Origin of the sequence: Variovorax sp. RKNM96, from assembly GCF_017161115.1 — a bacterium.
GTDB lineage: Bacteria > Pseudomonadota > Gammaproteobacteria > Burkholderiales > Burkholderiaceae_C > Variovorax.
The window spans coordinates 558978-585339 of record NZ_CP046508.1 but is presented as its reverse complement, the minus strand read 5'-3'; the positions used below and the strand labels follow the sequence as shown (position 1 = coordinate 585339).

Annotated in this window: 26 protein-coding genes; 9 read left to right on the top strand and 17 right to left on the bottom strand. The window is 68.0% G+C overall.

The genetic code is table 11. The features are described from left to right. Positions 1–8: 8 nt before the first annotated feature. The 5 genes from lptB to argS form a co-directional block, all read right to left on the bottom strand. Positions 9–803 (bottom strand): LPS export ABC transporter ATP-binding protein, encoded by a 795-nt coding sequence (lptB, locus tag GNX71_RS02700; protein ID WP_206176901.1) that lies wholly within the window; start codon positions 801–803, stop codon positions 9–11. Next, on the bottom strand, positions 800–1516 hold the full coding sequence (gene lptA, locus GNX71_RS02695) for a lipopolysaccharide transport periplasmic protein LptA (protein ID WP_206176900.1): 717 nt from the start codon (positions 1514–1516) through the stop codon (positions 800–802). Before lptA ends, lptB begins: the two co-directional genes overlap by 4 nt. Before the next feature lie 198 nt (positions 1517–1714). After that, positions 1715–2362 (bottom strand): thiol:disulfide interchange protein DsbA/DsbL, encoded by a 648-nt coding sequence (locus tag GNX71_RS02690; RefSeq protein ID WP_206176899.1) that lies wholly within the window; start codon positions 2360–2362, stop codon positions 1715–1717. A 166-nt stretch (positions 2363–2528) separates the two neighbouring features. Beyond that, the gene (locus tag GNX71_RS02685) at positions 2529–3293 is read right to left on the bottom strand and encodes an SPOR domain-containing protein (RefSeq protein WP_206176898.1); all 765 of its coding nucleotides are present in this window, start codon (positions 3291–3293) and stop codon (positions 2529–2531) included. Positions 3294–3304: 11 nt separating this feature from the next. Then, complete coding sequence (argS, locus tag GNX71_RS02680; protein WP_206176897.1) at positions 3305–4990, bottom strand: arginine--tRNA ligase; 1686 nt, start codon at positions 4988–4990, stop codon at positions 3305–3307. Between the two features lie 131 nt (positions 4991–5121). Between argS and GNX71_RS02675 the strand changes: the two genes are divergently transcribed. Further along, positions 5122–5466 carry a hypothetical protein gene (locus GNX71_RS02675; RefSeq protein ID WP_206176896.1) on the top strand — a complete coding sequence of 115 codons (345 nt, stop codon included), beginning with the start codon at positions 5122–5124 and terminating at the stop codon, positions 5464–5466. 89 nt (positions 5467–5555) lie between these two features. On the opposite strand, the gene GNX71_RS02670 is transcribed toward GNX71_RS02675, so the two are convergent. From GNX71_RS02670 to GNX71_RS02645, 6 genes are all read right to left on the bottom strand, one after another. After that, the gene (locus GNX71_RS02670) at positions 5556–7595 is read right to left on the bottom strand and encodes a fused MFS/spermidine synthase (RefSeq protein ID WP_206176895.1); all 2040 of its coding nucleotides are present in this window, start codon (positions 7593–7595) and stop codon (positions 5556–5558) included. Between the two features lie 6 nt (positions 7596–7601). After that, positions 7602–8054, bottom strand: a complete 453-nt coding sequence (locus GNX71_RS02665; RefSeq protein WP_206176894.1) for a DUF2214 family protein — start codon at positions 8052–8054, stop codon at positions 7602–7604. A gap of 179 nt (positions 8055–8233) precedes the next feature. Then, positions 8234–9160, bottom strand: a complete 927-nt coding sequence (locus GNX71_RS02660) for a LysR family transcriptional regulator (protein ID WP_206176893.1) — start codon at positions 9158–9160, stop codon at positions 8234–8236. A 70-nt stretch (positions 9161–9230) separates the two neighbouring features. Then, a complete protein-coding gene (locus GNX71_RS02655) occupies positions 9231–10217 on the bottom strand; it encodes a tripartite tricarboxylate transporter substrate binding protein (RefSeq protein WP_206176892.1) in 987 nt (328 codons plus the stop codon). A gap of 4 nt (positions 10218–10221) precedes the next feature. Further along, positions 10222–11412 carry a CaiB/BaiF CoA-transferase family protein gene (locus GNX71_RS02650; protein ID WP_206176891.1) on the bottom strand — a complete coding sequence of 397 codons (1191 nt, stop codon included), beginning with the start codon at positions 11410–11412 and terminating at the stop codon, positions 10222–10224. Continuing rightward, a complete protein-coding gene (locus GNX71_RS02645) occupies positions 11405–12340 on the bottom strand; it encodes a hydroxymethylglutaryl-CoA lyase (protein WP_206176890.1) in 936 nt (311 codons plus the stop codon). Before GNX71_RS02645 ends, GNX71_RS02650 begins: the two co-directional genes overlap by 8 nt. Positions 12341–12457: 117 nt before the next feature. On the opposite strand from GNX71_RS02645, the gene GNX71_RS02640 reads away from it, so the two are divergent. Further along, positions 12458–13198, top strand: a complete 741-nt coding sequence (locus GNX71_RS02640; protein ID WP_206176889.1) for an IclR family transcriptional regulator — start codon at positions 12458–12460, stop codon at positions 13196–13198. Positions 13199–13341: 143 nt separating this feature from the next. On the opposite strand, the gene GNX71_RS02635 is transcribed toward GNX71_RS02640, so the two are convergent. Further along, positions 13342–14310: a Bug family tripartite tricarboxylate transporter substrate binding protein gene (locus GNX71_RS02635; protein WP_206176888.1), complete on the bottom strand. Its 969-nt coding sequence runs from the start codon at positions 14308–14310 to the stop codon at positions 13342–13344. A gap of 52 nt (positions 14311–14362) precedes the next feature. After that, positions 14363–15340: a histidinol-phosphate transaminase gene (hisC, locus tag GNX71_RS02630; protein ID WP_206176887.1), complete on the bottom strand. Its 978-nt coding sequence runs from the start codon at positions 15338–15340 to the stop codon at positions 14363–14365. A 245-nt stretch (positions 15341–15585) separates the two neighbouring features. On the opposite strand from hisC, the gene GNX71_RS02625 reads away from it, so the two are divergent. Continuing rightward, complete coding sequence (locus GNX71_RS02625) at positions 15586–17760, top strand: malate synthase G (protein WP_206176886.1); 2175 nt, start codon at positions 15586–15588, stop codon at positions 17758–17760. A gap of 125 nt (positions 17761–17885) precedes the next feature. Continuing rightward, complete coding sequence (locus GNX71_RS02620; RefSeq protein ID WP_206176885.1) at positions 17886–19151, top strand: MFS transporter; 1266 nt, start codon at positions 17886–17888, stop codon at positions 19149–19151. A 27-nt stretch (positions 19152–19178) separates the two neighbouring features. On the opposite strand, the gene GNX71_RS02615 is transcribed toward GNX71_RS02620, so the two are convergent. Both GNX71_RS02615 and GNX71_RS02610 read right to left on the bottom strand, forming a co-directional pair. Beyond that, positions 19179–19958: a hypothetical protein gene (locus GNX71_RS02615; RefSeq protein WP_241027141.1), complete on the bottom strand. Its 780-nt coding sequence runs from the start codon at positions 19956–19958 to the stop codon at positions 19179–19181. Positions 19959–19962: 4 nt separating this feature from the next. Then, a complete protein-coding gene (locus tag GNX71_RS02610) occupies positions 19963–20190 on the bottom strand; it encodes a hypothetical protein (RefSeq protein WP_206176883.1) in 228 nt (75 codons plus the stop codon). Positions 20191–20652: 462 nt separating this feature from the next. Between GNX71_RS02610 and GNX71_RS02605 the strand changes: the two genes are divergently transcribed. After that, positions 20653–21171, top strand: coding sequence for a fasciclin domain-containing protein (locus GNX71_RS02605; protein WP_241027296.1), 519 nt, complete (start codon positions 20653–20655; stop codon positions 21169–21171). A 25-nt stretch (positions 21172–21196) separates the two neighbouring features. Here the strand turns inward: GNX71_RS02605 and GNX71_RS02600 are convergent, their stop codons facing one another. After that, positions 21197–22132, bottom strand: a complete 936-nt coding sequence (locus GNX71_RS02600; RefSeq protein ID WP_206176881.1) for a LysR substrate-binding domain-containing protein — start codon at positions 22130–22132, stop codon at positions 21197–21199. Between the two features lie 82 nt (positions 22133–22214). Between GNX71_RS02600 and GNX71_RS02595 the strand changes: the two genes are divergently transcribed. The 4 genes from GNX71_RS02595 to GNX71_RS02580 are packed head-to-tail and all read left to right on the top strand — an operon-like array spanning position 22215 to position 24930. Beyond that, positions 22215–22559, top strand: coding sequence for a DUF2917 domain-containing protein (locus GNX71_RS02595; protein ID WP_206176880.1), 345 nt, complete (start codon positions 22215–22217; stop codon positions 22557–22559). A gap of 32 nt (positions 22560–22591) precedes the next feature. Then, positions 22592–23395, top strand: coding sequence for an enoyl-CoA hydratase-related protein (locus GNX71_RS02590; protein WP_206176879.1), 804 nt, complete (start codon positions 22592–22594; stop codon positions 23393–23395). A 54-nt stretch (positions 23396–23449) separates the two neighbouring features. Beyond that, positions 23450–24706, top strand: a complete 1257-nt coding sequence (locus GNX71_RS02585; RefSeq protein WP_206176878.1) for a 6-phosphofructokinase — start codon at positions 23450–23452, stop codon at positions 24704–24706. Continuing rightward, positions 24703–24930 (top strand): cysteine-rich CWC family protein, encoded by a 228-nt coding sequence (locus GNX71_RS02580; protein WP_206176877.1) that lies wholly within the window; start codon positions 24703–24705, stop codon positions 24928–24930. Before GNX71_RS02585 ends, GNX71_RS02580 begins: the two co-directional genes overlap by 4 nt. Here GNX71_RS02580 and GNX71_RS02575 read toward each other — a convergent pair. Then, a complete protein-coding gene (locus tag GNX71_RS02575; RefSeq protein WP_206176876.1) occupies positions 24921–26261 on the bottom strand; it encodes a putative zinc-binding metallopeptidase in 1341 nt (446 codons plus the stop codon). The genes GNX71_RS02580 and GNX71_RS02575 overlap by 10 nt on opposite strands. Positions 26262–26362 lie beyond the last annotated feature (101 nt).

Here is a 26362-nt window from a genome sequence, read left to right as displayed (position 1 = left end):
ACCCTCCCTTACATGCGGAAGTGTTCGCCCAAGTACACCCTGCGTACCTCGGCGTTGTCGACGATCTCCGAGGGTGTGCCTTGTGCCAGCACGTGCCCGTCGCTGATGATGAAAGCGTGATCGCAGATGCCCAGCGTTTCACGCACGTTGTGGTCGGTGATGAGCACGCCGATGCCACGCTCCTTCAGGAAACTGATGATCCGCTGGATCTCGATCACCGCGATCGGGTCGATGCCCGCGAAGGGCTCGTCCAGCAGAATGAAGCGCGGCTGGGTGGCCAGCGCGCGCGCGATCTCGACGCGGCGGCGCTCGCCGCCCGAGAGCGCGAGCGCGGGCGAATCGCGCAGGTGATCGACGCGCAGGTCGGTCAGCAACTCGGACAGGCGCTCCTCGATGTGCTTCTTGGACAGCGACACCACCTTGCCGCTCTCGTCGGGTTCGCGCTGCAGCTCGAGCACGGCACGCACGTTTTCCTCGACGGTGAGCTTGCGGAAGATCGACGCTTCCTGCGGCAGGTAGCTCAGGCCCATGCGCGCACGGCGGTGGATCGGCATGTGGGCGATCGGTTCGCCGTCGATGGTGATCTCGCCCGCGTCGGCACGTACCAGCCCGACGATCATGTAGAACGACGTGGTCTTGCCGGCGCCGTTCGGGCCGAGCAGGCCGACGACTTCGCCCTTCTGCACGTCGAGCGAGACGTCCTTCACGACGGTGCGGCTGCCATAACTTTTCTGCAGGCCGCGCGCAACCAGGCGGCTGCCCGGGACGTTGTTGGCTTCCTGGATTCCGGCGGTTTCGATCACTTGCGCCCTTCTCCCTCTCCACTCAGCGTGGTGGTCGGGCGCAGGCCGGTGCCTGGCGCGGGGGTGGGAGCCGGTGCCGCGGGCTTCGCGCCGGCCGGGGCCGAGGCGCCGGGCTTCGGCGCGGTGGCGGCCTTGGGCGTGAGGATGGTCTTGACCCGGCCCGAGGGGGTCGACGCGTTCACTGCCGTGTTCGGCGGCACGGTGGAGCCGTTGACGGTGTAGGTGTCGTTGCTCTGGTCGTAGACGATCAGCGCGCCCTGGCTCTCGTCGTTCGGCGTGGCGCCGAGCAGGCGGCGCATGGTGGCGTTGCGGATGAACTTGACGTTGTCGGCGCGGCTGTCGTACTCGATGACTTCGGATTCGCCTTCGATCCACTCGTCGGGCGCATTGCGCTTCTGCTTGTAATAGGCGCGCTTGCCGGGTGCCGCGGTGACCACGCCGTACTGGTAGCCCTCGGCATCCTGGCGCACATCGAGGCGTGCGCCGCGGATGATGATCGTGCCCTTGGTGACGAGCACGTTGCCGGTGAACACGCTGGTCTGTTTCAGGTCGTCGTAGCGCATCGAATCCGATTCGATGTTCATCGGCTTGCTGCGGTCGGCGGTCTCGGCCAGGACGCCCGAGGAGAGGCCTGCCAGCAACAGCGCGCCGATGGCCAGGCGGCCGATGCGACGAACGAGGGGGGTGTTGTTTGAGTAGGAGGGCAATGTCATAGAGGCACGAAACTTGCTCTGAACCATTGTATGCGGCGGATTAACACCAGTTCACAACCCTGATGAAAAAGGCCCGCTGAAGCGGGCCAGTGTTCCGTCGGGGAGACACCGCGGAACCGGCTCCGCCGGGCCGCAGGTGTCGCCCCTGCAAGGGGGCGGGCGCAGCGGGCACGAAGAGTGCCGCGCACCCTTGGGGGGTCAGCCCTTCTTTGCTTCGCCGACCAGGAAGTTGACCACTTGCAGCACGTTGGTCATGTTGCCGGCGGTCTCGCCATCCACATACCAACGACCGGCCACGGCCATCGCCGGCACACCGGCCACCTTGTAGGCGTCGGTCATCTGCGAGGCGCGCTTGGCCTTGCTGGCCACGCCGAACGAGGTGAAGACTTCCTTGAACTTGGCGCCATCGATGCCGTTGGCCGCGACCCAGGCAATGATGTTGGCATCGCCATTCACGTTCTGGCGCTGCTTGTGGATCGCGTTGAAGACCTTCGGCTGGAATTCGTCGACCTTGCCCAGCGCCTCGAGCGCGTAGTACAGGCGCTGCTTGGCTTCGACGTCGTTGCCCACGAAAGGCACCGGGATGCGGCGGAAGGCGACTTCCTTCGGCGCCGTCTTGGCCCAGGCTTCGAGTGCCGGTTCGAAATCGTTGCAATGGGGGCAGTTGTACGAGAAGAACTCGACCACTTCGACCTTGCCGGCCGGTGCATCGACCGGTACGCGCTTGTCGAGCACGAGGTAGTCGGTGCCGGCCTTGGGCGCACGCGCCTGGGCGTGGGCCGGATTGGCGGCCAGCGAAAGCAGCCCGAGCGAAGTGGCGGCCAGCGAAAAGTCACGACGTTTCATTGAAAGGGTTCTCCTGTTGGTACGGCAGACTGAGCCGGCGCGCGGCGAGGAGTTCCTCGCAAGCAGTGCACACGGCGCGCCCGGGGCGCTGAATGGTGGCGGTGAACGGCGGCGGTAAGTGCCGCGCGGCGAAGCTTAAAGGCTATTTGTGGCAGCCGCAGCCCGGTCAGCGCTGCACGCGGACCAGGGCCGATTCCAAGCCGCCGCCGTCGAGCCGCTCCTTGAGGCGGTCGGCGTCGTCCTTCTTGTTGAACGGACCGGCGCGCACACGGTAGACGGTGCGGCCGGCCTGCTCGCGCTCGGTGACCCGCGCCTCGACGCCCATCAGCGACAGCTTGGCGCGCTGGGCCTCGGCGTCGTCGGTGGTGCGGAAGGCGCCGGCCTGCACGAAGTACATGAACGGGTCGGCGCCCGAGGACGATGCCGCGGCACTGTTGTTGCTGCTCGGCGCGGCGGACGCCACGGTCGTGCTGCCCGAACCGCTGCCCGCGCGGGCCCGGGCTAGGTCGCCCAACGGGTCGTTCGACGGCGGCAGCGCATTGGCTTCGGCCGGCACCGGCGCGGCGCGCGTCGGCTTGGGCGCAACCACCACGGGCACCGGCGCGGTGGCCGGAGGCAGCGTGCCGGGTGCGACGGCGGTGGTGCTGGTGGCCGGCTCGCCGGTGACCGGGTTGACCGGACCGGTGGCGGCCGGCGGCGTCGGCCTGGCGGCACCGGCCTTGCCGGCCAGCGGTGCGTTGGGGTCCCAGTCGCGGTTCTTGCGGGCTTCGGCCTCGTCCTGCTCGGCGCCGCCCTTTTGCGTCTTGGTCACGAACGGGATCGGCACCTTGGTCACGTAGACCGCGATGCCCAGCGCCACGCCCAGGCCGATCACCAGCCCGATGATCAGGCCGATGACGATGTTGCCGCGTTGTCTGGTTGTCTTCTTCATGGGAGTGAGGTTCACATCTTGTTCGGCGCACTGACGCCGAGAATCGCGAGGCCATTGTGCAGCACCTGCGCGGTCGCGGCGACAAGCGCCAGGCGGGCCAGCTTGACCTTTTCGTCGTCCACCAGGATGCGCTCGGCGTCGTAGTAGCTGTGGTAGCTGGCGGCCAGTTCGCGCAGGTAGAAGGTGACGTCGTGCGGGGCGAAATCCTTCGACGCCGCGGTGAGCATGGCCGGGTACTTGGCCAGGAGCAGCATCAGCGCCTGTGCCGCCGGGCTCTCGAGCGGCGACAGATCCACGTCCTTGAGCGTGGCGGCGTCGCCACCCCAGCCGGCCAGCACCGAGCAGATGCGCGCATGCGCGTACTGCACGTAATAAACCGGGTTGTCGTTGTTTTTCGTCACCGCGAGGTCGACGTCGAAGGTGTATTCGGTGTCGGGCTTGCGGCTCAGGAGGAAGAAGCGCACGGCATCGGTGCTGGTCCACTCGATCAGGTCGCGCAGCGTGACGTAGCTGCCGGCGCGCTTGCTGATCTTGACCTCTTCGCCGCCCTTCATCACGCGCACCATCGTGTGGAGCACGTAGTCGGGATAGCCCTCGGGAATGCCTTCGCCCGCCGCCTGCAGCCCGGCGCGCACCCGCGCGATCGTGCCGTGGTGGTCGGTGCCCTGGATGTTCACGACCTTGTGGAAGCCGCGCTCCCACTTGGCGATGTGATAGGCGACGTCGGGCACGAAGTACGTGTACGTGCCGTCCTTCTTCTTCATCACCCGGTCCTTGTCGTCGCCGTAGTCGGTCGACCTGAGCCAGAGCGCGCCGTCTTCCTCGTAGGTCTTGCCGGCCGCCACGAGCTTGCCCACCGCGGCCTCGACGCGGCCGCTGGTGTAGAGGCTGGACTCGAGGTAGTAGTTGTCGAAGCGCACGCGGAAGGCCTGAAGATCCAGGTCCTGCTCGCGGCGCAGGTACGCCACGGCGAATTCGCGGATGGAATCGATGTCGTCGATGTCGCCGCTCGCGGTGTATTCGCGGTCGTCCGACTTGACGGTCTTCTTCGCCTTGAAGTCCTCGGCGATGTCGGCGATGTAGTCGCCGTTGTAGGCCGGGGCCTTTTCGCCGCTGGGCCATTCGGCGTCGCCGGGCTTGAAGCCGCGGGCGCGCAACTGCGTGCTGTTGGCCAGCGTCTGGATCTGCACGCCGGCGTCGTTGTAATAGAACTCGCGCCAGACGCTGTCGCCCTGCGAGGCGCGCAGGTTGCAGATGGCATCGCCCAGCGCGGCCTGGCGGCCGTGGCCGACGTGCAGCGGGCCGGTCGGGTTGGCCGAGACGAACTCGACCAGCACCTTCTCGCCGGTGGCGGGCTGCTGGCCGAAAGTGTTACCTGCGGACAGCACTTCGCGCACGATCTGCTGCTTGGCAGCGGTCTTCAGGCGGATGTTGAGGAAGCCGGGCCCGGCGATCTCGATGGCTTCGACCCATTGGCCGAAAGCGGGGGTGGCGAGCAGCGCAGCGCTCAGTTGCTCGGCCAGTTCGCGGGGCTTGCGGCCCAGCGGTTTGGCCAGCTGCATGGCAGCCGTGCTGGCGAAATCGCCATGCGCAGCCACCTTGGGCGATTCGAACGCGGCCTTGGAGCCGGCGCCGGGGGAGAGGGATTCGAGCGTGTTCGCGAGCGCCGCGAGCAGCTCCTGTTTGGCCAATAGCATCTGTGAATTTTACCGGGGGCAAACCCGGGCGCTGTTGACGATCGTCATCCGATCGTTGCCTTGGGCCGTTAGGATGGTCGGCCCCGGGGCGGGGCACCTGTCACAACTCAACCTTGCAAGGACATATCACCATGAAGAAGTTCCTTTCCCTGGTCGCCCTGGGCGCCTGCCTTACGTTCGGCGCCGCACAGGCACAAGACAAGGCCCCCGCGCCCGCTGTCGCCCCGGCCGCCGCCGCTCCTGCTGCAGCAGCACCCGCCGCCGGCGCCACCTGCGATGCCAAGGCCATCGACAAGAACGGCAAGCCCCTGGCCGGCGCCGCGAAGGCCAGCTCCATCAAGAAGTGCGAGAAGGAAGCCAAGGCCGCCGCAGCGCCCGCTTGCGCCGCCAAGGCCATCGACAAGAACGGCAAGCCGCTGGCCGGCGCCGCCAAGAACAGCTTCATCAAGAAGTGCGAGAAGGACGCCAAGGCCTGATGAGGCCCGCGTCGCGCTGCTAGATAAAGCAGCGCAAGAAAGGAAGAGCCCGCCGCGTGCGGGCTTTTTTCATGGCGCGGCCGCCACTGCTACTTCAGTATGCCCAGCAGGTTGTTGAAGTCGTCGGTCCAGGGCCGGGCGCCGGCCACCGGCGCAATGGCGGATGCGGCAGCGCCTACCGGTTCGCGCCCCAGGGCCTCGGCCTCGCGCGCAACCAGCACCCAGTCGGTGTCCAGGAGCCACGCGGTGTCGGCCGTGTCGTCGTGCACCAGCACCGCGTGCAGTCCCTTGGATTCGGCGATCTTCGCGACCACCGGGGCCAGCGCCAGGAAGCGGTTGGTCACGTGAAAGGCGACGATGCCGCCCGGCCGCAGATGCCGCAGGTAGACCTCCATCGCCTCGGCGGTGACCAGGTGGATCGGCACCGAGTCGCCCGAAAACGCGTCGACTGCCAGCACGTCGAAACCCTGCGCGGGCTCGCGCTCCAGCGCCAGGCGCGCATCGCCCAGCACGCGCTCGATGCGGGCCGGGCTGTCGCGCAGGAAACTGAATTCGGTGTCGGCCAGATCGAACACCTGCGGATTGATCTCGTAGACCCGGTAGACGTCGCCGGTCCGCCCGTAGCCTGCGAGCGTTCCCGCGCCCAGCCCGATCAGCCCGACGCGGCGCGGCCCCGCGGGCGCGGCGGCGATTGCGCGGCCGATGCCTGACGTGCGGCCGTAGTAGGACGTGGGCTCGCTGCGGCGCGCCGGCGAGAGGAACTGCTCACCGTGCTTCACCGAGCCGTGGAACATGCGCCGCACGCTGTCGGCCGGGTCGTCTTTCTGCCTGTCGAGCGTGACCAGCGTGCCGTAGAAGTTGCGCTGCAGGGTGCGTGCATCGACCGTGTCGTCGCGCACCTGCAGCAGCAGGAACCACGCGCAGCAACCCGCGACCGCCACGCCGGCCACCGACAGCCAGCGCCGCCCGCGCAGCACGACCGCGGCCACCAGCGCCGTCAACACCAGCCCGATGCCCAGCTCGTAGTAGGCGGGCAGCACGTGCGGCGCGACCAGTCCCACCGCGACGCCGCCCAGCGCGCCGCCGAGCGACAGCATCAGGTAGAAGCGCGTGAGGTAGCGCGGCCCGGGCCGCAGCCGGGCCATCTCGCCGTGCAGGAACATGCACAGGGCGAAGAGCCCGATCACATAAATCGGCAGCGCAGTCTTGACGTAGACACCGATGCGGTCCTGCAGCCCGAAGGCGCACAGCAGCAGCATCGCGGCCGCGAGCGGCAGGAACACGCCGCGGCGATACCAGCGGTCGCTCTCGAAGCACAGCACGAAGGTCAGCAGGTACAGGGAGAGCGGCAGCACCCAGAGAAAGGGAACGGCCGCCACGTTCTGGGTGATGTGGTTGGTCACCGCCAGCAGGAGCCAGGAGCCCAGCGCGGGCAGTGCGAGCCACAGCAGGTAGTCGGCGGTGCGCGGCGGTTTCTCAGGGGCCGTGGCCGCATCGCCGGAAGCTTGCTGCTGCAGCGGCACGTCAGCCCAGCGGCGCGCCACATACAGCGTGGTGCCGCTGCACAGCGCCACGAACGCCGCATAGCCCCACGACCATCCGTGCGCCTGCTGCAGCAGCGAACTGCGCGGCTCGATCAGCACCGGATAGCTCAACAGCGACAGCAGCGACGCCAGGTTCGACAGCGAGAAATACCGGTACACCTGCGCGCCCCACGGCGTGCGCGCCACCCACGACTGCACCAGCGGCCCCGTGGTCGAGAGCAAAAAATAAGGCAGGCCGATGGTGCCGAGCAGGAGGCCCAGGATCCACAGCGTCGGGTCTTCGGCGCCGGTCGGCTTCCAGCGCACGCTGGTCACGATCGGCAGGAAGGCCAGGCTCGCGAGCAAGAGCGCGATGTGCAGCGCCGCCTGGGCGCGCACCCGCAGATGGCGCGTGATCCAGTCCGAGTACGCGTAGCCCGCGAGCAGCACGACCTGGAAGAACACCATGCAGATCGACCACACGGCGGCCGAGCCGCCGAACCACGGCAGGATCTGCTTGGCGATGAGCGGCTGGACCAGGAACAGCAGGAACGCGCTGCTGAAGATCGTGCCGGCAAACAGGAGCTGGATGCCGGCGGGTCCCATGCCGGCTTACTTGCCGAAGCCGCGCGCGAGGAACACGGCCACCAGCGGAATCAGCGCGATCAGGTGGGCCTGCACCATCACCAGCTTGCGCGTCTTCTTGATGTCTTCTTCCGCCGGCAGCTTGCCGGTCGAGCGCAGCGTCTTGCGCCAGCGGAAATAGGTGAGCGTCGGAAAGATCGACAGCACGCCGACGATGATGAAGAGGCCCAGCTTCACGTGCAGCAGCGGGTTGGTCCAGTACCAGGCCGTGCCCTTCACGCCCCACCAGGTGCGCGCGATGCCGGTGACAAGCACCGCGATGGCGGCGATGCCGTAGACCATGTCGACCTTGGCGAGCCGCTCGACCACGGCGGCATTGAGCCACTGCACGCGGCACAAGGCTGCTTCACTGGAAATGAACACGACCATCGTGAGGATGGCGAGCAGATGCACGTAGGCGAGGATGGCTTCGAGGGTCATCGATGGCTTTCTAGGACTCGCCCCCAGGCTTCGCGCACTTCGTGTCGCTTCTCCCACCCCCTACCGGGGGCAACACCAGCGGCCCGGCAAAGCCGGTTCCGCGGTGTTTCGCGAAGAGAGCCGTGGGGACTTCGGCGGTTTTTTAAATGCAAACTGATTGTGACGCCGCTCCCGCCTCTTCAGGCCGTTCGTCCCCAGAATTCCGGTTGTCCGTACTGGTCCTTGAGGAAATCAAGCCACAGTCGAACCCTGAGCGGCAGGTGCTTGGCGCCCGCGAACACCGCGTAGATGCCGTTGGGCGGCGCTGCGAATTCGTCGAGCACGGGCACCAGCAGGCCGGCATCGATCTCCGCCTCGACCTCCCAGGTGCTGCGCCAGGCGATGCCGTGGCCAGCCAGGCACCAGTCGTGCAGCACCTGGCCGTCGGAGCAATCGAGCGGGCCGCTCGGGCGCAGGTGGATCAGCTCTTCCACGCCGGCCTCGGTGGTGACGCGAAAGGCCCAGCCGCGCGTCTGCGAGGCGTCGCTCGACAGCGTGAGGCAGGCGAAGCGCGACAGGTCGCCGGGGTGCTTCGGCGTGCCATGCCGGCGCAGGAAATCGGGCGTCGCCACGCAGCGGCGGCGGTTGTCGGCCAGGCGCACGCTCACGAGCGAGGAGTCGGGCAGATCGCCCACGCGCACCGCACAGTCGAAGCTCTCGCCGGTCACGTCGACCACGCGGTCGCTGAGGTTCAGCGAGATGGTCACCTCCGGATGCATCGCATGAAAGCGCGGCACCAGCGGCGCGACGTGGCGGCGGCCGAAGCCGGCCGGCGCCGTCACCCGCAGGTGCCCGCTGGCCTTGACGCCGCCGGCGCTCACGCTGGCTTCGGCATTCGCGAATTCGGTGAGGAGCCGCTGGCAGTCTTCGAGGAACGCGCTGCCCTCGTGCGTGAGCGTGATGCGCCGCGTGGTGCGGACCAGGAGCTTGACGCCCAGCCGCTCTTCCAGCGCATCGAGCCGCCGCCCCATGATTGCGGGCGCCACGCCCTCGGCCTTGGCCGCGGCCGTGAGGCTGCCGCGGGCTGCGACCGAGACGAAGGATTCGAGTTGCTTCAGGCGGTCCATGGGGCGGGAACTATATCGCCCGCCGGCCGGTGGGCATTCCTGAGATCGCCCGCCGCACGGAAGGCGCTGCTTATTCGGGCCGGACGCCCGCGTCGCGCACCGCTGCGCCCCAGCGCTCGTGCTCCGCCTTGATGTACTGCGCCGCCCGCTCCGGGCTGCCGCCGACCGGCACGCTGCCCTCGGCCTGCAGCTGCGCGATGGTCGCCGGCTTGGCGAGCGCCTTGTCGATGGCGGCGTTGAGCTTCTTCACGATGTCGGCGGGCGTGCCGGCCGGCACGACGACGGCCTTCCAGTCCACCGCCTCGAAGCCCTTGTAGCTTTCGCCCACGGTCGGCACATCGGGCATCACCGGCAGGCGCTGGGCCGAGGTGACGGCCAGCGCACGCAGCTTGCCGCCCTTGACCATCGCGAGCGCGCCCTGCGGCGTGGCGAACATGTAGTCGGTCTGGCCGCCGAGCAGGTCGGTGATGGCGGGCGCGGCGCCCTTGTACGGCACGTTGAGCACCTTGAAGCCCGCGCGCTTGGCGAGCACCTCGCCGGCCATGTGGCCGAGCGTGCCGGTGCCGGCGAGCGCCTGCTTGATCTCGCCGGGCTTGGCCTTGGCGGCGGCCACCACGTCGGCCAACGTCTTGAAGGGCGCTTCGGTTCGCACCACCAGCACGACCGGCTGCGCCGCGACGATCGACACGGCCACCACGTCCTTCAATGCGTCGTACGGCATCTTCGGAAAGAGCGTCGGGTTGATCGCGAGGTTGGCGGTCTGGCCGAGCCCGATGGTGTAGCCGTCGGGCTTCGCCTTGGCCACCACGTCGATGCCGATATTGCCGTTGCCGCCCGCGCGGTTGTCGACGATGAAGGTCCACTTCGTGTCGTCGGTCACCTTCTGTGCGATGAGGCGCGCGACGATGTCGGTGGCGCCGCCCGGGGTGTAGGGCACGACGAGGCGCACGGGCTTGTCGGGCCAGGCGGCGCTGTCTGCCGCAAGGGCGGGGATGGCGGGAAGGCATGCAGCGGCTGCGGCGCAGGCCAGCAAGGCGCGCCGTGTGGTGAGAAACATGGGGTCAGTCTCCGAGGGTGATGTGGTGTGACTTGAGGGCCGCGATCTCTTCGTCGCTGTAGCCCACTTCTTTCAGCAACTCGTTGCTGTGCTCGCCGATGTGCGGCGGCTGCAGCCGGATGCCGGGGCGCTGGCCGCCCAGCGTGAACGGTGCGAGCGGCACCTTGGCCATGTGACCGTCGTTCATGCGCACGGGCGCAAGGCCGCCGGTGGCGTTCAGGTGCGGATCGTCGAACAGCTCCTGCGGCTTGGTGATGGGCGCGAAGGGCAGCTCGTTCTGCTCGAACACGGCAGCGAGTTCGGCCGCGCTGCGCTCCGCCAGGTGCGAGCGCAGGATCGGCATCATCCATTCGCGCGCGCGCACGCGGTCGTTGTTGGTCTTCAGGCGCGGGTCGGCCAGCATGTCTTCGAGGCCGAAGGCCTTGCAGAAGATGGCCCATTGCTTGTCGCTGACGGCCGCGAGGAAGATCTGCTCGCCGTCTTTCACGGTGAAGACGTCGTATACGGCCCAGGCAGAGATGCGGCTGGGCATCGGGTCCGCGGCCTTGCCGGTGGCGGCGAACTGCATCATGTGCTGCGCGACGAGGAACACGTTGTTCTCGAACAGCGCGGACTGCACCTCACAGCCCTTGCCCGTGGCGTCGCGCTGGCGCAGCGCGGCCATCGCGCCGATGGCGCCGAACATGCCGCCCATGATGTCGTTCACGCTGGTGCCCGCGCGCAGCGGATCGCCCGAGCGGCCGGTCATGTAGGCGAGGCCGCCCATCATCTGCACCACTTCGTCGAGGGCAGTGCGATGGTCGTACGGGCCGGGCAGGAAGCCCTTGTGGCTCACGTAGATGAGCCGCGGGTTGAGCTTGGACAGCGTGTCGTAGTCGAGCCCCAGCTTTTTCATCGTGCCGGGCTTGAAGTTCTCGCTCACGATGTCGGCCGTGGCAATCAGGCGCAGCGCGGCCTCGACGCCTTCGGGCTGCTTCAGGTCGAGCGCGATGCTTTTCTTGTTGCGGTTGAAGGTCGGAAAGAACCCCGAGCCCGAACCGAGCAGGCGGCGCGTGTTGTCGCCCTCGATGGGCTCGACCTTGATGACCTCGGCGCCGAGGTCGGCCAGCAGCAGGCCGCAGGTCGGGCCCATGACCATGTGGGTGAACTCGACGACGCGAACGCCTGCGTAAGGGAGTGGATTGGCTTCAGACATGTGCGTTGTGTTCCTGGACAAAACCCTTGGGCAAACCAGCTTCGGGCGTCATGCCGTAGACTGGTTCGCCGGGCAGGCCGGCCATGAGCGGCGCGCGCGCCGCGATGAGTTTCTCGATGTCGATGCCGGTGCGAACGCCCATGGCTTCGAACATGAAGACGAGGTCTTCGGTCACCGCGTTGCCTGAGGCGCCGGGCGCGTAGGGGCAGCCGCCGAGGCCGCCGAGCGAGGCATCGAAGGTGCGCACGCCCTCGTCCCACGCGGCCAGGCAGTTCGCGATGCCGAGGCCGCGCGTGTTGTGCATGTGGGCCGCGCCGGCGTGCGTGCCGAGTTCCGCGCGCAGGCGCTTGAAGAGACGGCGCACCTGCGCGGGATTGGCGTAGCCGACGGTGTCGGAAAGCCCCGATTCGTCAGCACCGGCCTCGATGCACTGCGCGGCGAGACGGATCACGTCGTCTTCGGGCACCAACCCCTGCAGCGTGCAGCCGAACGCGGTGGAGATGCCGGCTTCGAGCTTCACCTGCGGCGCGATCGCGCGGCGCAGGTCGGAGATGGCGCGCACCTCCTCGACCATTTCGGTGGGGGTCTTGCGCACGTTGGCCAGCGAATGCGCCACGCTCGCCGAAACCGGCATCGTGAGTTTGTGCACGCCCGCTTCGAGCGCGGCCTGCGCGCCCTTGCGGTTGGGCACCAGCGCCATCACGGTGAGGCCGGGCAGCGTGATCGCGTGGCGCACCACGTCGGCGGCGTCGGCCATCTGGGGCAGCAGCTTCGCGGGCACGAACGAGGCGACTTCGATCTCGCGCACGCCGGCGGCGTAGAGCGCGTCGATCCAGCGCAGTTTGTCGGCCGTGGGCATGGTGGCCTTGACCGATTGCAGGCCGTCGCGCGGGCCGACCTCGCTGATGAGGACATCGGGGGGTGTCATCGACTTCGTCTCCTTGGAGCGATCCGTGGCAGATCGCTTGACAGTTCTATTAGACAGAACTAGATTCCGTTAAACAGAATTAGACCGCCGATCGACTTTCCCTGTCAAGTCACGCCCATGCCCCGCAAAGCCCAGACCGAATCGGTTTCCGACCTCAATGCCGCCCCCGGCGGTGCTGCCGCGGTCGATCGCGCGCTGAGCTTGCTGTCGGCGTTTCGGGCGGGTGACGAGGCGCTGTCGCTCGCGCAGTTCGCCGAGCGCACGCAGCTCTACAAGAGCACGGTGCTGCGGCTGCTGGCATCGCTCGAACATGCGCGGCTCGTCCGCCGGCAGGACGACGGCCGCTACGCGCTGGGCATGGAGATCGCGCGGCTGCATGGCCTGTACGCCGCATCGCAGTCGCTCGACCGCATCGTGCTGCCGGTGCTGCGTGTGCTGGTCGCCGCCACCGGCGAAAGCGCGGCGTACCACGTGCGGCAGGAACAGGGCGAGAGCTGGGTGCGCCTGTGCCAGTTCCGCATCGATTCGTCGCATGTGGTGCGCGACCACGTGCGCGCGGGCGACTTGTTGCCCAACGACCGCGGCGCCGGTGCGCGCGTGCTGATCGCCTTCGGGCCCGAGGCCGAGCGGCCGCGCGGCGCGAAGGAACGCAAGCTCTACGACGCGATCCGCTCGCAGGGCTTCTGTGCGCTGGTGGGCGACCGCACCGCCGAACTCGCGGGCATCTCGGCGCCGGTGTTCCATGCGGACGGCAGCCTCGCCGCGGCGGTCACGCTGACGATGCCGACGCACCGCTACGACGAGGGCTACATCGAGCCCGTGCGTGCGGCAGCGAAGGAACTCAGCGGCCAGGTGTGACCTGAGGGTCTTGCTCCTTCCCCTCCCGGGGGAAGGCTGGGATGGGGGCGCGCGGCCTTCGATCGGGCGCGGTGTTTTTGCGGAGGCCGTCGTGCCCCCACCCCCGCCCTCCCCCGGAAGGGGAGGGAGAAATTCGGGGTCCTTCAGGACTCGGCTTTGAAGCCCGAGTTCTTGATCGGCATTTCCCAGCGCTTCAGATGCGCCGCCTGAATGGCCGCCAGTTCAGCCGGCCCCGCATGTGCCGGCACGAGCCCCAGCGCGTAGATCCTGTCCTGCACATCGGGCATGCGCAGCGCATCGGCCACGGCCTTGTCGATCCGCGCGACCACTTCGGGCGACATGCCCGGCGGGCCGTAGAGCCCGAAGAACGCATCGGCCGTCACGTTGATGCCGGCCTCCTTCAGCGTCGGCACATCGGGCAGCGCGCGGCTGCGCTGCTCGCCCGTCACCGCGAGGATGCGCACCTTGCCGGCGCGGTGGTGCTCAATGGTTTCCGAAGCGGTGTCGACCATCAGCGGCACCTGCCCGCCGATCAGGTCCTGCGCTGCCGGCGCGCCGCCGCGGTAGGCGACGTGCGTCATCGGCACGCCCGCCGCCTGCGCCAGCAGCTGGCCGGCGAAATGCGGCACCGTGCCCGCGCCCGAGGTCGCGTAGTTGGCCTTGGCGGGGTTGGCCTTCATCCACGCCAGCACCGTCTTGATATCGCCGGGCGGCGCGCCCGGCCCGGCCGTCACCGCGAAGTCGAAGGTGCTGGCGAGCGAGATCGGCGTGAAGTCCTTCGCCGGGTCGTAGCCGAGGTTCGAATAGAGCCACGGGTGGATCACCATCGCGCCGCTCGGCGAGAAGACCAGCACGCTGCCGTCCGGCGGCGAGCGCTTGAGTTCGCCCAGCGCAAGGCGCCCCGCCGCGCCGGGCTTGTTGTCGATGATGACGTTCTGCCCGAGCGAGACGCGCATCTTGTCGGCCAGGAGGCGCGCCACCACGTCCGCCGACCCGCCCGGCGGAAACCCGACCAGGATGCGCGTGGTGCGCTCCTGCGCGAAGGCCATCGGCGCGGTGGCCGTGACTGCAATGACGGCAGCGGCCTGCGCTGCGAACTGGCGGCGTTTCATGCTTCTGTCTCCTCGGGGTCGTGGTTGGAATGGGGACGGCGCTCAGCGCAGCTCAACGCAGCGCGGCGATCAGGGCCTTGTTCTGTTCGGGCAGGCCGACGCTCACGCGCAGCCACTGCGGCAGGCCGTAGGGGCCGAGCAGCGAGACCTCGATGCCGGCGGCCAAGAGGCGCGCATGCACGGCTTGCGCATCGCCCACCTGCACCATCAGGAAGTTGCCCGACGAAGGGATGAACGTGAGGCCCAGTTCGGTGAAGCCCGCGGCGAGCTGGTCGCGTCCAGCGGTGTTGAGCTCGTAGGTGCGCGCGAGGAAATCCGCATCGCCGAGCGCGGCCACCGCCGCGGCCTGGGCCGGCGTCGTCACGTTGAAGCGCGGGCGCTGCGCGTTCATGCGCGACGTCAGCGGCGGCTGCGACACGCCGTAGCCGATGCGCATCCCGGCCAGGCCGAAAGCCTTGGAGAAGGTGCGCGCCACGATCAGGTTCGGCAGGCGCCGCACCCACTCGATGCTGTCGTAGCGCTGCGTGGGCGAGAGGTACTCGGTGTAGGCCTCGTCGAGCAGCACCGTCACATGCGCGGGCACCGATTGCAGGAAGGCCAGCAGCGGCGCAGCATCGATAAAGGTGCCGGTCGGGTTGTTCGGGTTGGCGACGAACACCAGCTTCGTGTCGTCGCCGATGGCGGCGCGCATCGCGTCGAGGTCGTGGCCGAAATCTTGCGAGGGCACGACGGTGGCGCGTGCGTGCGCATGCGCCGTGGCCTGCGCGTAGACGATGAAGCCGTACTGCGAATAAACGACGTTCTCGCCCGGCTTCAGGCTCACCTGTGCGGCGAGTTCGAGGATTTCGCTCGATCCGCTGCCCAGCGTGAGCCACTCCGGCGACACGTCGAGCCGGGCGGCCAGTGCATTCTTGAGCGCGGTGCCGTTGCTGTCGGGGTAGTTGCCCGCGCCTTCGAGGGCGGCAGCGGCGGCGCGGCGGGCCGACTCGGGCATGCCGAGCGGGTTTTCGTTGGAAGCCAGGAGGATCATTTCGACGCGGTCGGGATTATTTAAGAAGTTAAATATATCCGGTGCCCGCGGCGCCTCTATCAGTGCCTACCCTTTGAGCGAAAAGCGGCGTCGCGCAGCCATTACCTTCATTTTTGTCATTGATAAATCTCACTTTCGGCTCTTACTCCCTCGTAAAGTATCGAATAAAGTTGACCTACGTCATTGCGACACCCACGTCTTTAGATTCCGTATTCCGCCGCATTTCGATTTCCAGGAGAGAAAACATGACCGCCCGCACCACCGCCCACGGACTCCAGGTTGCGACCGAGCTCCACCGTTTCATCGAAGAAAAGGTCCTGCCCGCCACCGGCGTGGCGAGCGACGTCTTCTGGAAGGGCTTCGACGCCATCGTGAGCGACCTCGCGCCGAAGAACATCGCGCTGCTCGCCGAGCGCGACCGCCTGCAGAGCGAGCTCGACGCCTGGCACAAGAAGAACCCCGGCCCGATCGCCGACATGCCGGCCTACCGCGCCTTCCTGGAAAAGATCGGCTACCTGCTGCCGCAGCCCAAGGGCGCGAAGGCCACGACCGCCAACGTCGACTCCGAGCTCGCACTGCAGGCCGGCCCGCAGCTGGTGGTACCGATCCTGAACGCGCGCTACGCGCTCAACGCCGCCAACGCGCGCTGGGGCTCGCTGTACGACGCGCTGTACGGCACCGACGCGATCCCTGAAACCGGCGGTGCCGAGAAGGGCAAGGGCTACAACCCCGTGCGCGGCGCCAAGGTCATCGAGTTCGCACGCAACGTGCTCGACCAGGCCGCGCCGCTCGCCAACGGCTCGCACAAGATGGCGACCGGCTACAGCGTGAAGGACGGCAAGCTTGTCGTCGCGCTGCAGAGCAGCAGCACCGGGCTGGCCGACCCCGCGCAGTTCATCGGCTACCAGGGCGATGCGTCGGCCCCGTCGTCCGTGCTGCTCAAGCACAACGGCATCCACCTCGATATCCGCATCGACCGCAGCACTGCCATCGGCAAGAGCGATGCGGCCGGCGTGAGCGACCTGGTGCTCGAAGCCGCGCTCTCGACCATCCTGGACCTCGAAGACTCGGTGGCCGTGGTCGACGCGGCCGACAAGGTGGTCGCATATTCGAACTGGCTCGGCATCGTCGAAGGCACGCTGACGGAAGAAGTCGCCAAGGGCGGCAAGACCTTCACGCGCGGCCTGAATGCCGATCGCGAATACACCGGCGCCGACGGCCAGCCCGTGAAGCTGCACGGCCGCTCGCTCATGTTCCTGCGCAACGTCGGCCACCTGATGACCAACCCTGCGATCCTGTACGCCGGCGGCAAGGAGATTCCGGAAGGCATCCTCGATGCCGTGGTGACCACCACCATCGCCACCATCGACCTCAAGCGCAAGGGCAACTCGCGCACCGGCAGCATCTACATCGTCAAGCCCAAGATGCACGGCCCGGCCGAAGTGGCCTTCGCGAGCGAGCTGTTCGGCCGCGTCGAGCAACTGCTCGGCCTCTCCGCCAACACGGTGAAGCTCGGCATCATGGACGAGGAACGCCGCACCAGCGTGAACCTGAAGGCCTGCATCGCCGAAGCGGCCGCGCGCGTAGCCTTCATCAACACCGGGTTCCTGGACCGCACCGGCGACGAGATGCACACCGCCATGCAGGGCGGCCCGATGATCCGCAAGGGCGACATGAAGTCCAGCGCGTGGATCGGTGCCTACGAAAAGAACAACGTGCTGGTCGGCCTCTCGTGCGGCCTGCGCGGCAAGGCGCAGATCGGCAAGGGCATGTGGGCCATGCCCGACCTGATGGCCGCGATGCTCGAGCAGAAGATCGGCCACCCCAAGGCCGGCGCCAACACCGCCTGGGTGCCCTCGCCCACCGCCGCCACGCTGCATGCGCTGCACTACCACCAGGTGAGCGTGACGGCAGTGCAGCAGGAGCTGGAGAAGATCGATGCCGACGGCGAGCGCGACAACATCCTCAACGCGCTGCTGCAGGTGCCGATCGCGGCCGAAGCCAAGTGGACGGCCGAAGAGCGCCAACAGGAAATCGACAACAACGTGCAGGGCATCCTCGGCTACGTGGTGCGCTGGATCGACCAGGGCGTGGGCTGCTCCAAGGTGCCCGACATCCACAACGTGGGCCTCATGGAAGACCGCGCAACGCTGCGCATCTCGAGCCAGCACATCGCCAACTGGCTGCTGCACGGCGTGGTGACCAAGGCGCAGGTCGACGAGACCTTCCAGCGCATGGCCAAGGTGGTCGACGAGCAGAACGCGGGCGACGCGCTCTACCAGCCGATGGCCGGCAACTTCGCGACGTCGGCCGCATACAAGGCGGCGCAGGACCTGGTGTTCAAGGGCATCGAGCAGCCGAGCGGCTACACCGAGCCGCTGCTGCATGCATGGCGTTTGAAGGTCAAGGGCGAGGCTTGATCGGCGTGCGTCCGGCACGCCGGGCTTGAGCGAACGAGCGGCGCCTTCGGGCGCCGTTCTGCATGGAGGGCGGCATGCCATTAGCATTCATGCCGCTTTCTTCTCCTTTCAGCCTTCCCCTCCCGATGAACACGAACGCGGCCTCGCCGCCCCCGCCGCGCTGGTCGACCTCCGCGGCCGCCATGCTCGTGGCACTCGCCAGCGCCTTCGCGCTGAGCCAGGCCTTCCGCACCGTCGGCGCCATGATGGCCACGCCGCTCAGCAGCCACTTCGGCTTGTCGCCCCAGCAACTGGGCACATGGGCGGGCACCTTTCATTTCATGTTCGGGATCATGCAGCTCGCGATGGGCGTGTCGATCGACATGTTCGGCGTGCGGCGCACGGTGCTCACTGCGTTTCCGCTGGCCATCGCGGGCGCCGCGTTGTGCGCGGTGGCGTCGAGCTTTCACATGCTGCTGGTCGGGCAGGCGTTGATCGGCGTCGGCTGCGCGCCGGCGTTCCTCGCGTGCACGGTGTTCATCGCGCGGCATTTCGATGCCTCGCGCTTCACCGCGATGTCGGGGCTGGTGATGAGCCTCGCGGGGATGGGCATTCTCTTCACCGGCACGCCGCTCGCGCTGCTGATCGAGGCCGCGTCATGGCGTGCCGGCTACACGGTGCTGGCCGCGTTCGCGGTGCTGTCGTGGATCGTCATCCTCTGGCGCGTGCGCGAGCCGGCTCGTGCGGTGGACCTTGCGCCGCAGACCGCGCCGGCCGAACGCCAGTCGCTGCGGAAGGCGGTGCGCGAACTGCTGCCGCTGTTCGCGATGCCGCACACGCTGGGCCTGCTGTGCTTTGCCTGCGTGTCGTATGCGGCCTTCATCACGCTGCGCGGCCTTTGGCTCGGGCCGGTGCTGCACGAGCGGCACGGCCTCTCGCTCGTCGCCAGCGGCAACGTGGCGCTGGTGATGACGGTCACCGGCATGATCAGCCCCGCGCTGTTCGGCCGCCTCGACCCGGGCCCCGCACGACGCACGCGCTGGATGATGGGCTGCGCCTCGGCCGGCGCGCTGATGTTCGGCGCGATGGCATTCACGCATTCGCGCGTGATCGATATCGGCCTGCCGATCGTCTACGGACTCATCTCGGGCTACAGCGTGCTGCAGTACGCGTACACCAAGAACGGCTACCCCGCGGCGATGACGGGGCGCGCGATGGCGTTGATGAACATGGCGATGTTCCTCGGGGTCTCGCTCATGCAATGGACGACGGGCGTGGCGGCGTCGTGGGGCGTGGCCCATGGCGTCGAGCCGTTCCGCGCGGTGTTCCTGACCGTGGCGGGGATGCTGGCTGCGGGCACGCTCGCGTTCGCCTTGCTGCCGCGTGCGCCGGTGCCTGCACGCGCGTCCTGAGCGCGCGGAAGGCCGCGAACACATCACTCAGGCGTCGTCGCCAAGACGCGCCCGCACTTCGCGTCGGCCCAGTTGCCGCTTGGCGACTGCATACACATCGTTGCGTCCGTACAAGCCGCAATGGGTGGGCATGCCAGGTGCGGGTCGCTGTGCAGCGCCACTGCGGGTAACGAGGCAACGACGCAGCACGTCGTAGCACTTCTCCTCCGGCTTCGTCGCGCAAGTCCTTTGGGGAAACTTCGCGAGCGTGATCTCGAACCAGCAGCCGTCGACGCGGTGCCATTGCGTGCGCTCGTCGATCACGTGATAGACCGCATAGGGTTTGTCGCCGCTCTGCTCGGCCCAGTTGCCATAGCGCGCCCGTTGCGCCGCACGCGCCTCGCGCAGCCGCCGGTTGGGCAGCAGGATGCCGGTGAGCGGGTGTACGAACAGCTCGACATGCGAGGCTTCCTCGAGCGGTGCGCGGCCGCCGCGCCCCCACCAGGATGCGCTCACCCACACCTCGCCATCGCGCATCACCGCGTCGCGCACGACGAACTGGTCGATGTGCTCGAAGATGTGCGCCTGCACCGTGCTGCGGCGGTCGATGCCGCTGCAGAGTTCCGCATACACCTTGTCCCATGGCCGGTGCACCTGCTTGTGCAGCCAGCGCTTGAGCGGCGCGAGGTTCTCGTTGAGCCACTTCGTGCGGTGGTAGCCGCGCTTCATGCCCAGGTGCGAACCGGCCTCCTTGCTGTTACGCCATGCGCGCGCATCACCCTGCCAGCCGCCGCCGCGACGCGGGCGTTCGACGATGACCTTGTCCATGTCGTCACGCATCGTCGCCCCCACGTCCCACGCTGCGCGCAGCCTTCTGCAGCGCCACCTTCTGCGCACGCCGCTCCGCGCGATGCGTGCGCAGGTGGCGCCCCGCGCCCTGGCTGGATTCGCGGCGCGCCATCGCGGCCACCACGGGATTGCGAGGTGCCGAGGACGGCACCGAAAAATAGAACCGGCCCAGACGCTTCTCGTCGTCGCGGGCCTTTCGTTGAGCACTCATGTGCGCACACTCCAAAAACAAAAAGGCCCCGGCGAATGGCTGCGCGGGGCCTTTGTCGACAAGGCCTCGGCGGATGCATGGATGCACATCCGGCCGGGGCGGTCGGTGTGCGGGTCAGGTGTTCAGGAAACGGTTCATTGAATTGGTTGGTCGCCCGGGAGGTAGCAGGTCGCCAGGCGCGGTGAAAAGAAACTGTTGCTGAAAAACGAAGGGCGGATTCTGTCGAGCACATGCGCGATGTGCAAGCGCCGGCTTCATGGCTGTGGCGCAAAGCCGACGCGATGCCGCACGCTGAATCCAGTTGCATCGACCCGCCGTATTGATCTCAAGCGCATCGCGCCTCCGAGCTGTTGGCGGTTTCCACAGAGAACCTCGACAACCATTTCTTTCCAGGAGACTTCCATGAAAAAACTCGTGATCGCACTCGGCGTTTCGGTCCTGCTCGGCGCTTGCGCGGGCGGCATGGGCATGAGCGGCAGCGGCGGCTCCGGCATGTCGTCGAACCCGATGGTCGGCGGCGCCGCGATGTACCCGACCAAGGACATCGTCGACAACGCCGTGAACTCCAAGGACCACACGACGCTGGTCGCCGCCGTCAAGGCCGCGGACCTGGTCGGCACGCTCAAGAGCCCGGGCCCGTTCACCGTGTTCGCACCGACCAACGCCGCCTTCGCCGCGCTGCCGGCCGGCACGGTCGACACGCTGCTCAAGCCCGAGAACAAGCCCACGCTGACCAAGGTGCTGACCTACCACGTGGTGCCCGGCAGGATGGACGGCCCGGCGCTCATGAGCGCGATCAACGCAGGCGGCGGCAAGGCCGTGCTGAAGACCGCGAGCGGCGGCACGCTCACGGCCACGATGAGCGGCAGCAACGTGCTGGTGACCGATGCCAAGGGCGGCACGGCCACGGTGACGATCGCCAACGTGTACCAGTCGAACGGCGTGATCCACGTCGTGAACAAGGTGCTGCTGCCGGGCTGATCGCCTTCGAAGCAGCGAGCTTTCCTCAGGCGCGCTGCGCAGCCTCTGCTTCGTCGCGCAGCCACTGCGCGAAGTCCTGCGCGTCGCGGTTGCCCGCGGCGCGTTTCGACATCTCGATGAAGTAGCCGCGGTGCGATGCGGCGCCCTCGCCGAGCGGCGCCACGAGCCGGCCGTCGCGCACCAGCTCGCGCAGCAACGGCAAGCGCCCGATCACCACGCCCTGCCCCGCCACCGCGGCGGCCACCGCATCGGCGTACTGCGTGAAGCGCAGCGTGCTCTTCACGCGCAGGTCTTCCAGCCCCATCACCTTGAGCCACGGCTCCCAGTCGGCGGTCGGGGCTTCGCTGTGGTCCGGGTATTCGATGGTGAGCAGCGTGAGCCCGGAAAAGTCGGAGAGCTCCCGCAGCGACGCGGCGACCTGCGGCGCGCACAGCGGGATCACCGATTCCTCGAACAGCGCCGGGCCCACACCGCGGCCGATGGGCACGAAGCGCACCGCGAGATCGAGGCGGCTCACGTCCAGGTCGAGCACGTCGAGCGTGGCCGACAGGCGCACGTCGACCTGCGGATGCGTGCCGGTAAAGCGCGCCAGTTTCGGAATGAGCCAGAGCGATGCGAAGCCCGGCGTGCAGGTGATCGCCACCTGCCGCGGCGCGGCGCTGGCGCGCACGCGCGCCGTGGCGTCGCGCAGCCGCTCCAGGCTGTCGGTGACCGCGCGTTGCAGCACGCCGCCGGCCTCGGTGAGCGACAGCGCCCGATGGCGGCGCTCGAACAGCAGCACGCCCAGGCTGGCCTCGAGCTGCTGGATCTGCCGGCTCACGGCCGACTGCGTGAGGTGCAGCTCGCCGGCCGCCAGCGTGAAGCTGAGCTGGCGCGCGGCGGCCTCGAAACTGCGCAGCAAATCCAGCGGCGGGAGCTCGCCGCTCGGGGTTCTGGGGGCTTTCGCATTCTCTACAGGCATGCAACGAGTTCCGAATGACCGCGTGTAAGGAGGGGACCGACTCACTATATTCATTCGTATCCCGAATGCAATGGAGCTTGCCATGAGCACCCACCCGTCTTCTTCGTCCTCCTTGTCCTCTTCTGCCTCCCGCTTCCACGTCAGCCTGCCGACCCGCGCCGTCTTCTCCGTGCCCGATGGCGCGGGCGTGGGCATCGAATGCCGCAGCGGCACGGTCTGGGTCACGCTCGACCGCGATCCGCGCGACATCGTGCTCGAGCCCGGCGACCGTTTCGACGGCACCGAGCACCGGCGCATCCTGGTGTCGGCGCTGACTTCGTCCTGCATCACCGTGTCCGACGCGCAGCCCGCCGCAATGCCTCTTGCGCGGCCGGCGCGCGGGTGGTCGCCTTGGCGACTTCGGCCCCACGGGTTGTCCCCGGCTTGACCGGGGTGCCATCGGCATCGAACCTCGATGCCATGGACTCCCAAGCACTGATCCTCTACGAACTGGCCGACGGCATCGCGACGCTCACGCTGAACCTGCCGGCCAAGCTGAACCCCATCGCGCACGGGCTGCAGGTCGAACTGCGCGACGCGCTGGAACGCATCCGCAACGACCGCGCGGTGCGCGCCGTGATCCTCACGGGCGCGGGCAAGGCCTTCTGCGTCGGCGCCGACCTGAGCGCGATGGCGCCCGGCGAAGAAGGCAAGTCGCTCGGCACGCAGACGGCCGAATGGATGCAGTCGCTGAGCAACCCGCTGATCGAGACGCTGCGCACGCTGCCTGTTCCTGTCGTTGCTGCGGTGAACGGCCCGGCGGCCGGTGCGGGCGTGGGCCTCGCGCTCGCGGCCGACGTGACGATCGCCGCACGCAGCGCGTACTTCTACCTGCCCTTCCTGCCAAAGCTCGGCATCGTGCCGGACCTGGGCTGCACCTGGGCCATTCCGCGGCGTGCCGGCAAGGCGCGCGCAATGGGCATGGCACTGCTCGACGAACGGCTGAGCGCAGGCCGCGCGGTGCAGTGGGGCCTGATCTGGGCCTGCGCCGACGACGAGCAGCTGATGGACGATGCACGCGCGATCGCCCAGCGCCTCGCACGCCTCCCCGCGCACGCGGTGATCGAGGCACGCGAAGCCTTCGAGGCCTCCGAGCGCCACACGCTGAAGGAGCAGCTGCACTACGAAAGCGAACGCCAGCGCGAGCTGATCGATCGCCCGACCTTCCGCGAGGGCGTGAGCGCGTTCCTGCAGAAGCGGCCGCCCGAGTTCGAGAGCCGCTGACATCCTGACACCCAGCCACTGGCGCCTGTCATGGGGCTGCGGGAGAATGCCCGCATGCCCATCCTCAACGCCTTCTACGCCCAGTCGGGCGGCGTCACCTCGGTCATCAATGCGTCGGCCTGCGGCGTGATCGAGACGGCACGAAAACACCCCGACCGCATCGGCAAGCTCTACGCCGGACGCAACGGCATCATCGGCGCGCTGACGGAAGAGTTGATCGACACGGGCGCCGAATCGGCCGAAGCCATCGCGGCGCTGCGCTCCACGCCTTCGGGCGCATTCGGCTCGTGCCGCTACAAGCTCAAGTCGCTCGAGAAGAACCGGCGCGAATACGAGCGGCTCATCGAGGTGTTCAAGGCGCACGGCATCGGCTATTTCTTCTACAACGGCGGCGGCGATTCGGCCGACACCTGCTTCAAGGTGAGCCAGCTGTCGCAATCGCTCGGCTACCCGCTGCAGGCGATCCATGTGCCCAAGACCATCGACAACGACCTGCCGCTGACCGACTGCTGCCCGGGCTTCGGCTCGGTCGCGAAGTATGTGGCGGTGTCCACGCTCGAAGCCTCGTTCGATGTGCGCTCGATGGCCGCCACCTCGACCAAGGTGTTCGTGCTCGAGGTGATGGGCCGGCATGCGGGATGGATCGCTGCGGCCGGTGGGCTTGTTGCGGACCATGGCATTCCGGTGGTGGTGCTGTTTCCCGAGATCGAGTTCGACAAGCCGCGCTTTCTTGCGCGCGTCGATGAACTGGTGAAGCAGCATGGCTACTGCTCTGTCGTGGTGTCCGAGGGATGCCATTACCCCGACGGCACCTTCCTCGCGGAACAGGGCACGCGCGATGCGTTCGGCCATGCACAGCTCGGCGGCGCCGCGCCGGTGGTGGCGCAGATGATCAAGGATGCGCACGGCCACAAGTTCCACTGGGCCGTGGCCGACTACCTGCAGCGCGCCGCGCGGCACATCGCCTCGGCCACCGATGTGAAGCAGGCCTACGAACTGGGGCAGCGCGCGGTCGAGCTCGCGCTCGAAGGCCGCAATGCGGTGATGCCGACGATCGAACGCACCTCCGACGTGCCCTATGCGTACACCCTCGGCAGCGCGCCGCTCGAATCGGTGGCCAATGTCGAGAAGCCGATGCCGCGCGATTTCATTTCGGACGACGGTTACGGCATCACCGAGAAATGCCGGCGCTACCTGCTGCCGCTGATCGAGGGCGAGGACTACCCTGCGTACCGCGACGGCTTGCCGGTGTATGTGACGCTGCAGAACGTTGCGGTGGCCAAGAAGCTGCCGGCCTTCGAACTCGCATGACGACCACTGCCGCCGCGGTCATCGACGCCACGCGCTGCCCGCTGTGCGGCGAGTCGAACCGCTGCGCGATGGAGATCGAACGCGAGACGGGCCAGGCGCAGCCGCCCTGCTGGTGCATGCAGGTCGACTTCAGCAACGCACCACTCGCCAAACTGCCGGAGTCGATGCGGGGCTTGGCCTGCATCTGCGCGCGCTGCGCCGCGGGAACACCGCCTCAGGACTGAACGCCGTCCTGGGATTGCGACTGGGACTGCGATTGCGACTGCACCTGCTCGGGTGCAGGCTCTACCGGCTCGGCCGCCGCCACATCGCCAGCCACCACCATCGTCGGCGCCGACCCGGACCGCTGCTCGGTGATCACGCGGTGGATGAACTGCAGCTTGCCCACCGCCGCGCGCGGCAGCACGAAGGGGTAGTAGTCGGGCTGCCCCATGCTGCGCGACAGCTCGTTGAGCACATTGGTCAGCAGCACCCAGCCGTTGATGAAATCGAGGAAGGTCGCGGCATCGGGATGGTCGGGCTGCCAGAGGTCGTCGGTGGTGAAGAGGTCTGTGGCCAGTTCCACGTTGGTCGCATCGACGCCGAAGCTCATCGCGGTGTCCGCGGTGTCGGCCATGTGCAGGTAGTGGGCCCAGGTCTCGGCCCAGTCTTCCCACGGATGCGTGCTCGCGTAGCTGCTCACGAAGCGGTCGGCCCAGTCGGGCGGCGGGCCCTGCTCGTAGTGCGTCTGCAGCGCAGCGGCGTAGTCGGCGCGGTCGTCGCCGAAGAGCGCGCGGAAGTCGTCGATCCACGGGGTCGGCAGCACCAGCAGGTCCCAGTAGTAGTGGCCGATCTCGTGGCGGAAGTGGCCCAGCAGCGTGCGGTAGGGCTCGCGCATCTCGGCGCGGATGCGTTCGCGCACCGCGTCTTCGGCCTCCTCGGCATTGAGCGTGATCACGCCGTGCTCATGACCGGTCATGACGTGCGGGCCGCCCGGCATGTTGCTCAGGAAATCGAAAGCCAGGCCGTGCACCGGATCGGCATGCCGGCTCACCACCGGCAGGCCCAGCGCGAGCAGTTGCGAGACGAGCCGGCGCTTGGCCGTCTCGAGCTTGCGCCAGAGCTCGCCGTTGCTCTCCACCGAGAGATCGGGAATGGTGCGGGTCACGCTGCACGCGAGGCAGTAGCCGGGCGCGAGGCCCTGGGTGTCGGCGGGAATGGTCTCGCCTTCGCGCGGCACCGCCACCATCCAGCTGCAGGCGGCCGGCGTCATGAGGTTCGCGCAACGGTGGTAGGTCTTGCCGTGCGGATCGCCGAACACGGTGAAGGTGTCGGGCAGCGCGCCGCCGCCTTCGGCCGACGCCAGCGGCATGACGCCGAGGCGGTCGATCACGTAGCCGAGCGGCGTGTGGCAGGCCAGGCATTCGCTGTTGCGCAGGAACACGGGGCGGCCGCATTGGCAGCGGTAGGCGCGGCTCACGGTCGGAGCGGCGAGTTCGGTCGCGAGCGTGGGCGCGGCGCCAGCCTCGCCGTTCGCGGCTTGTTCGTTGACGGGATCGTTGATCGGGGAATCCATGTGGTTGTCTTCTTGAGCTTGACGCGGAGGGGACAGCCGCTGCATTGTGCGACCGCCCGCCACGACCTTCGCCGCGCAAACACCGATATGCTTGTAGGACG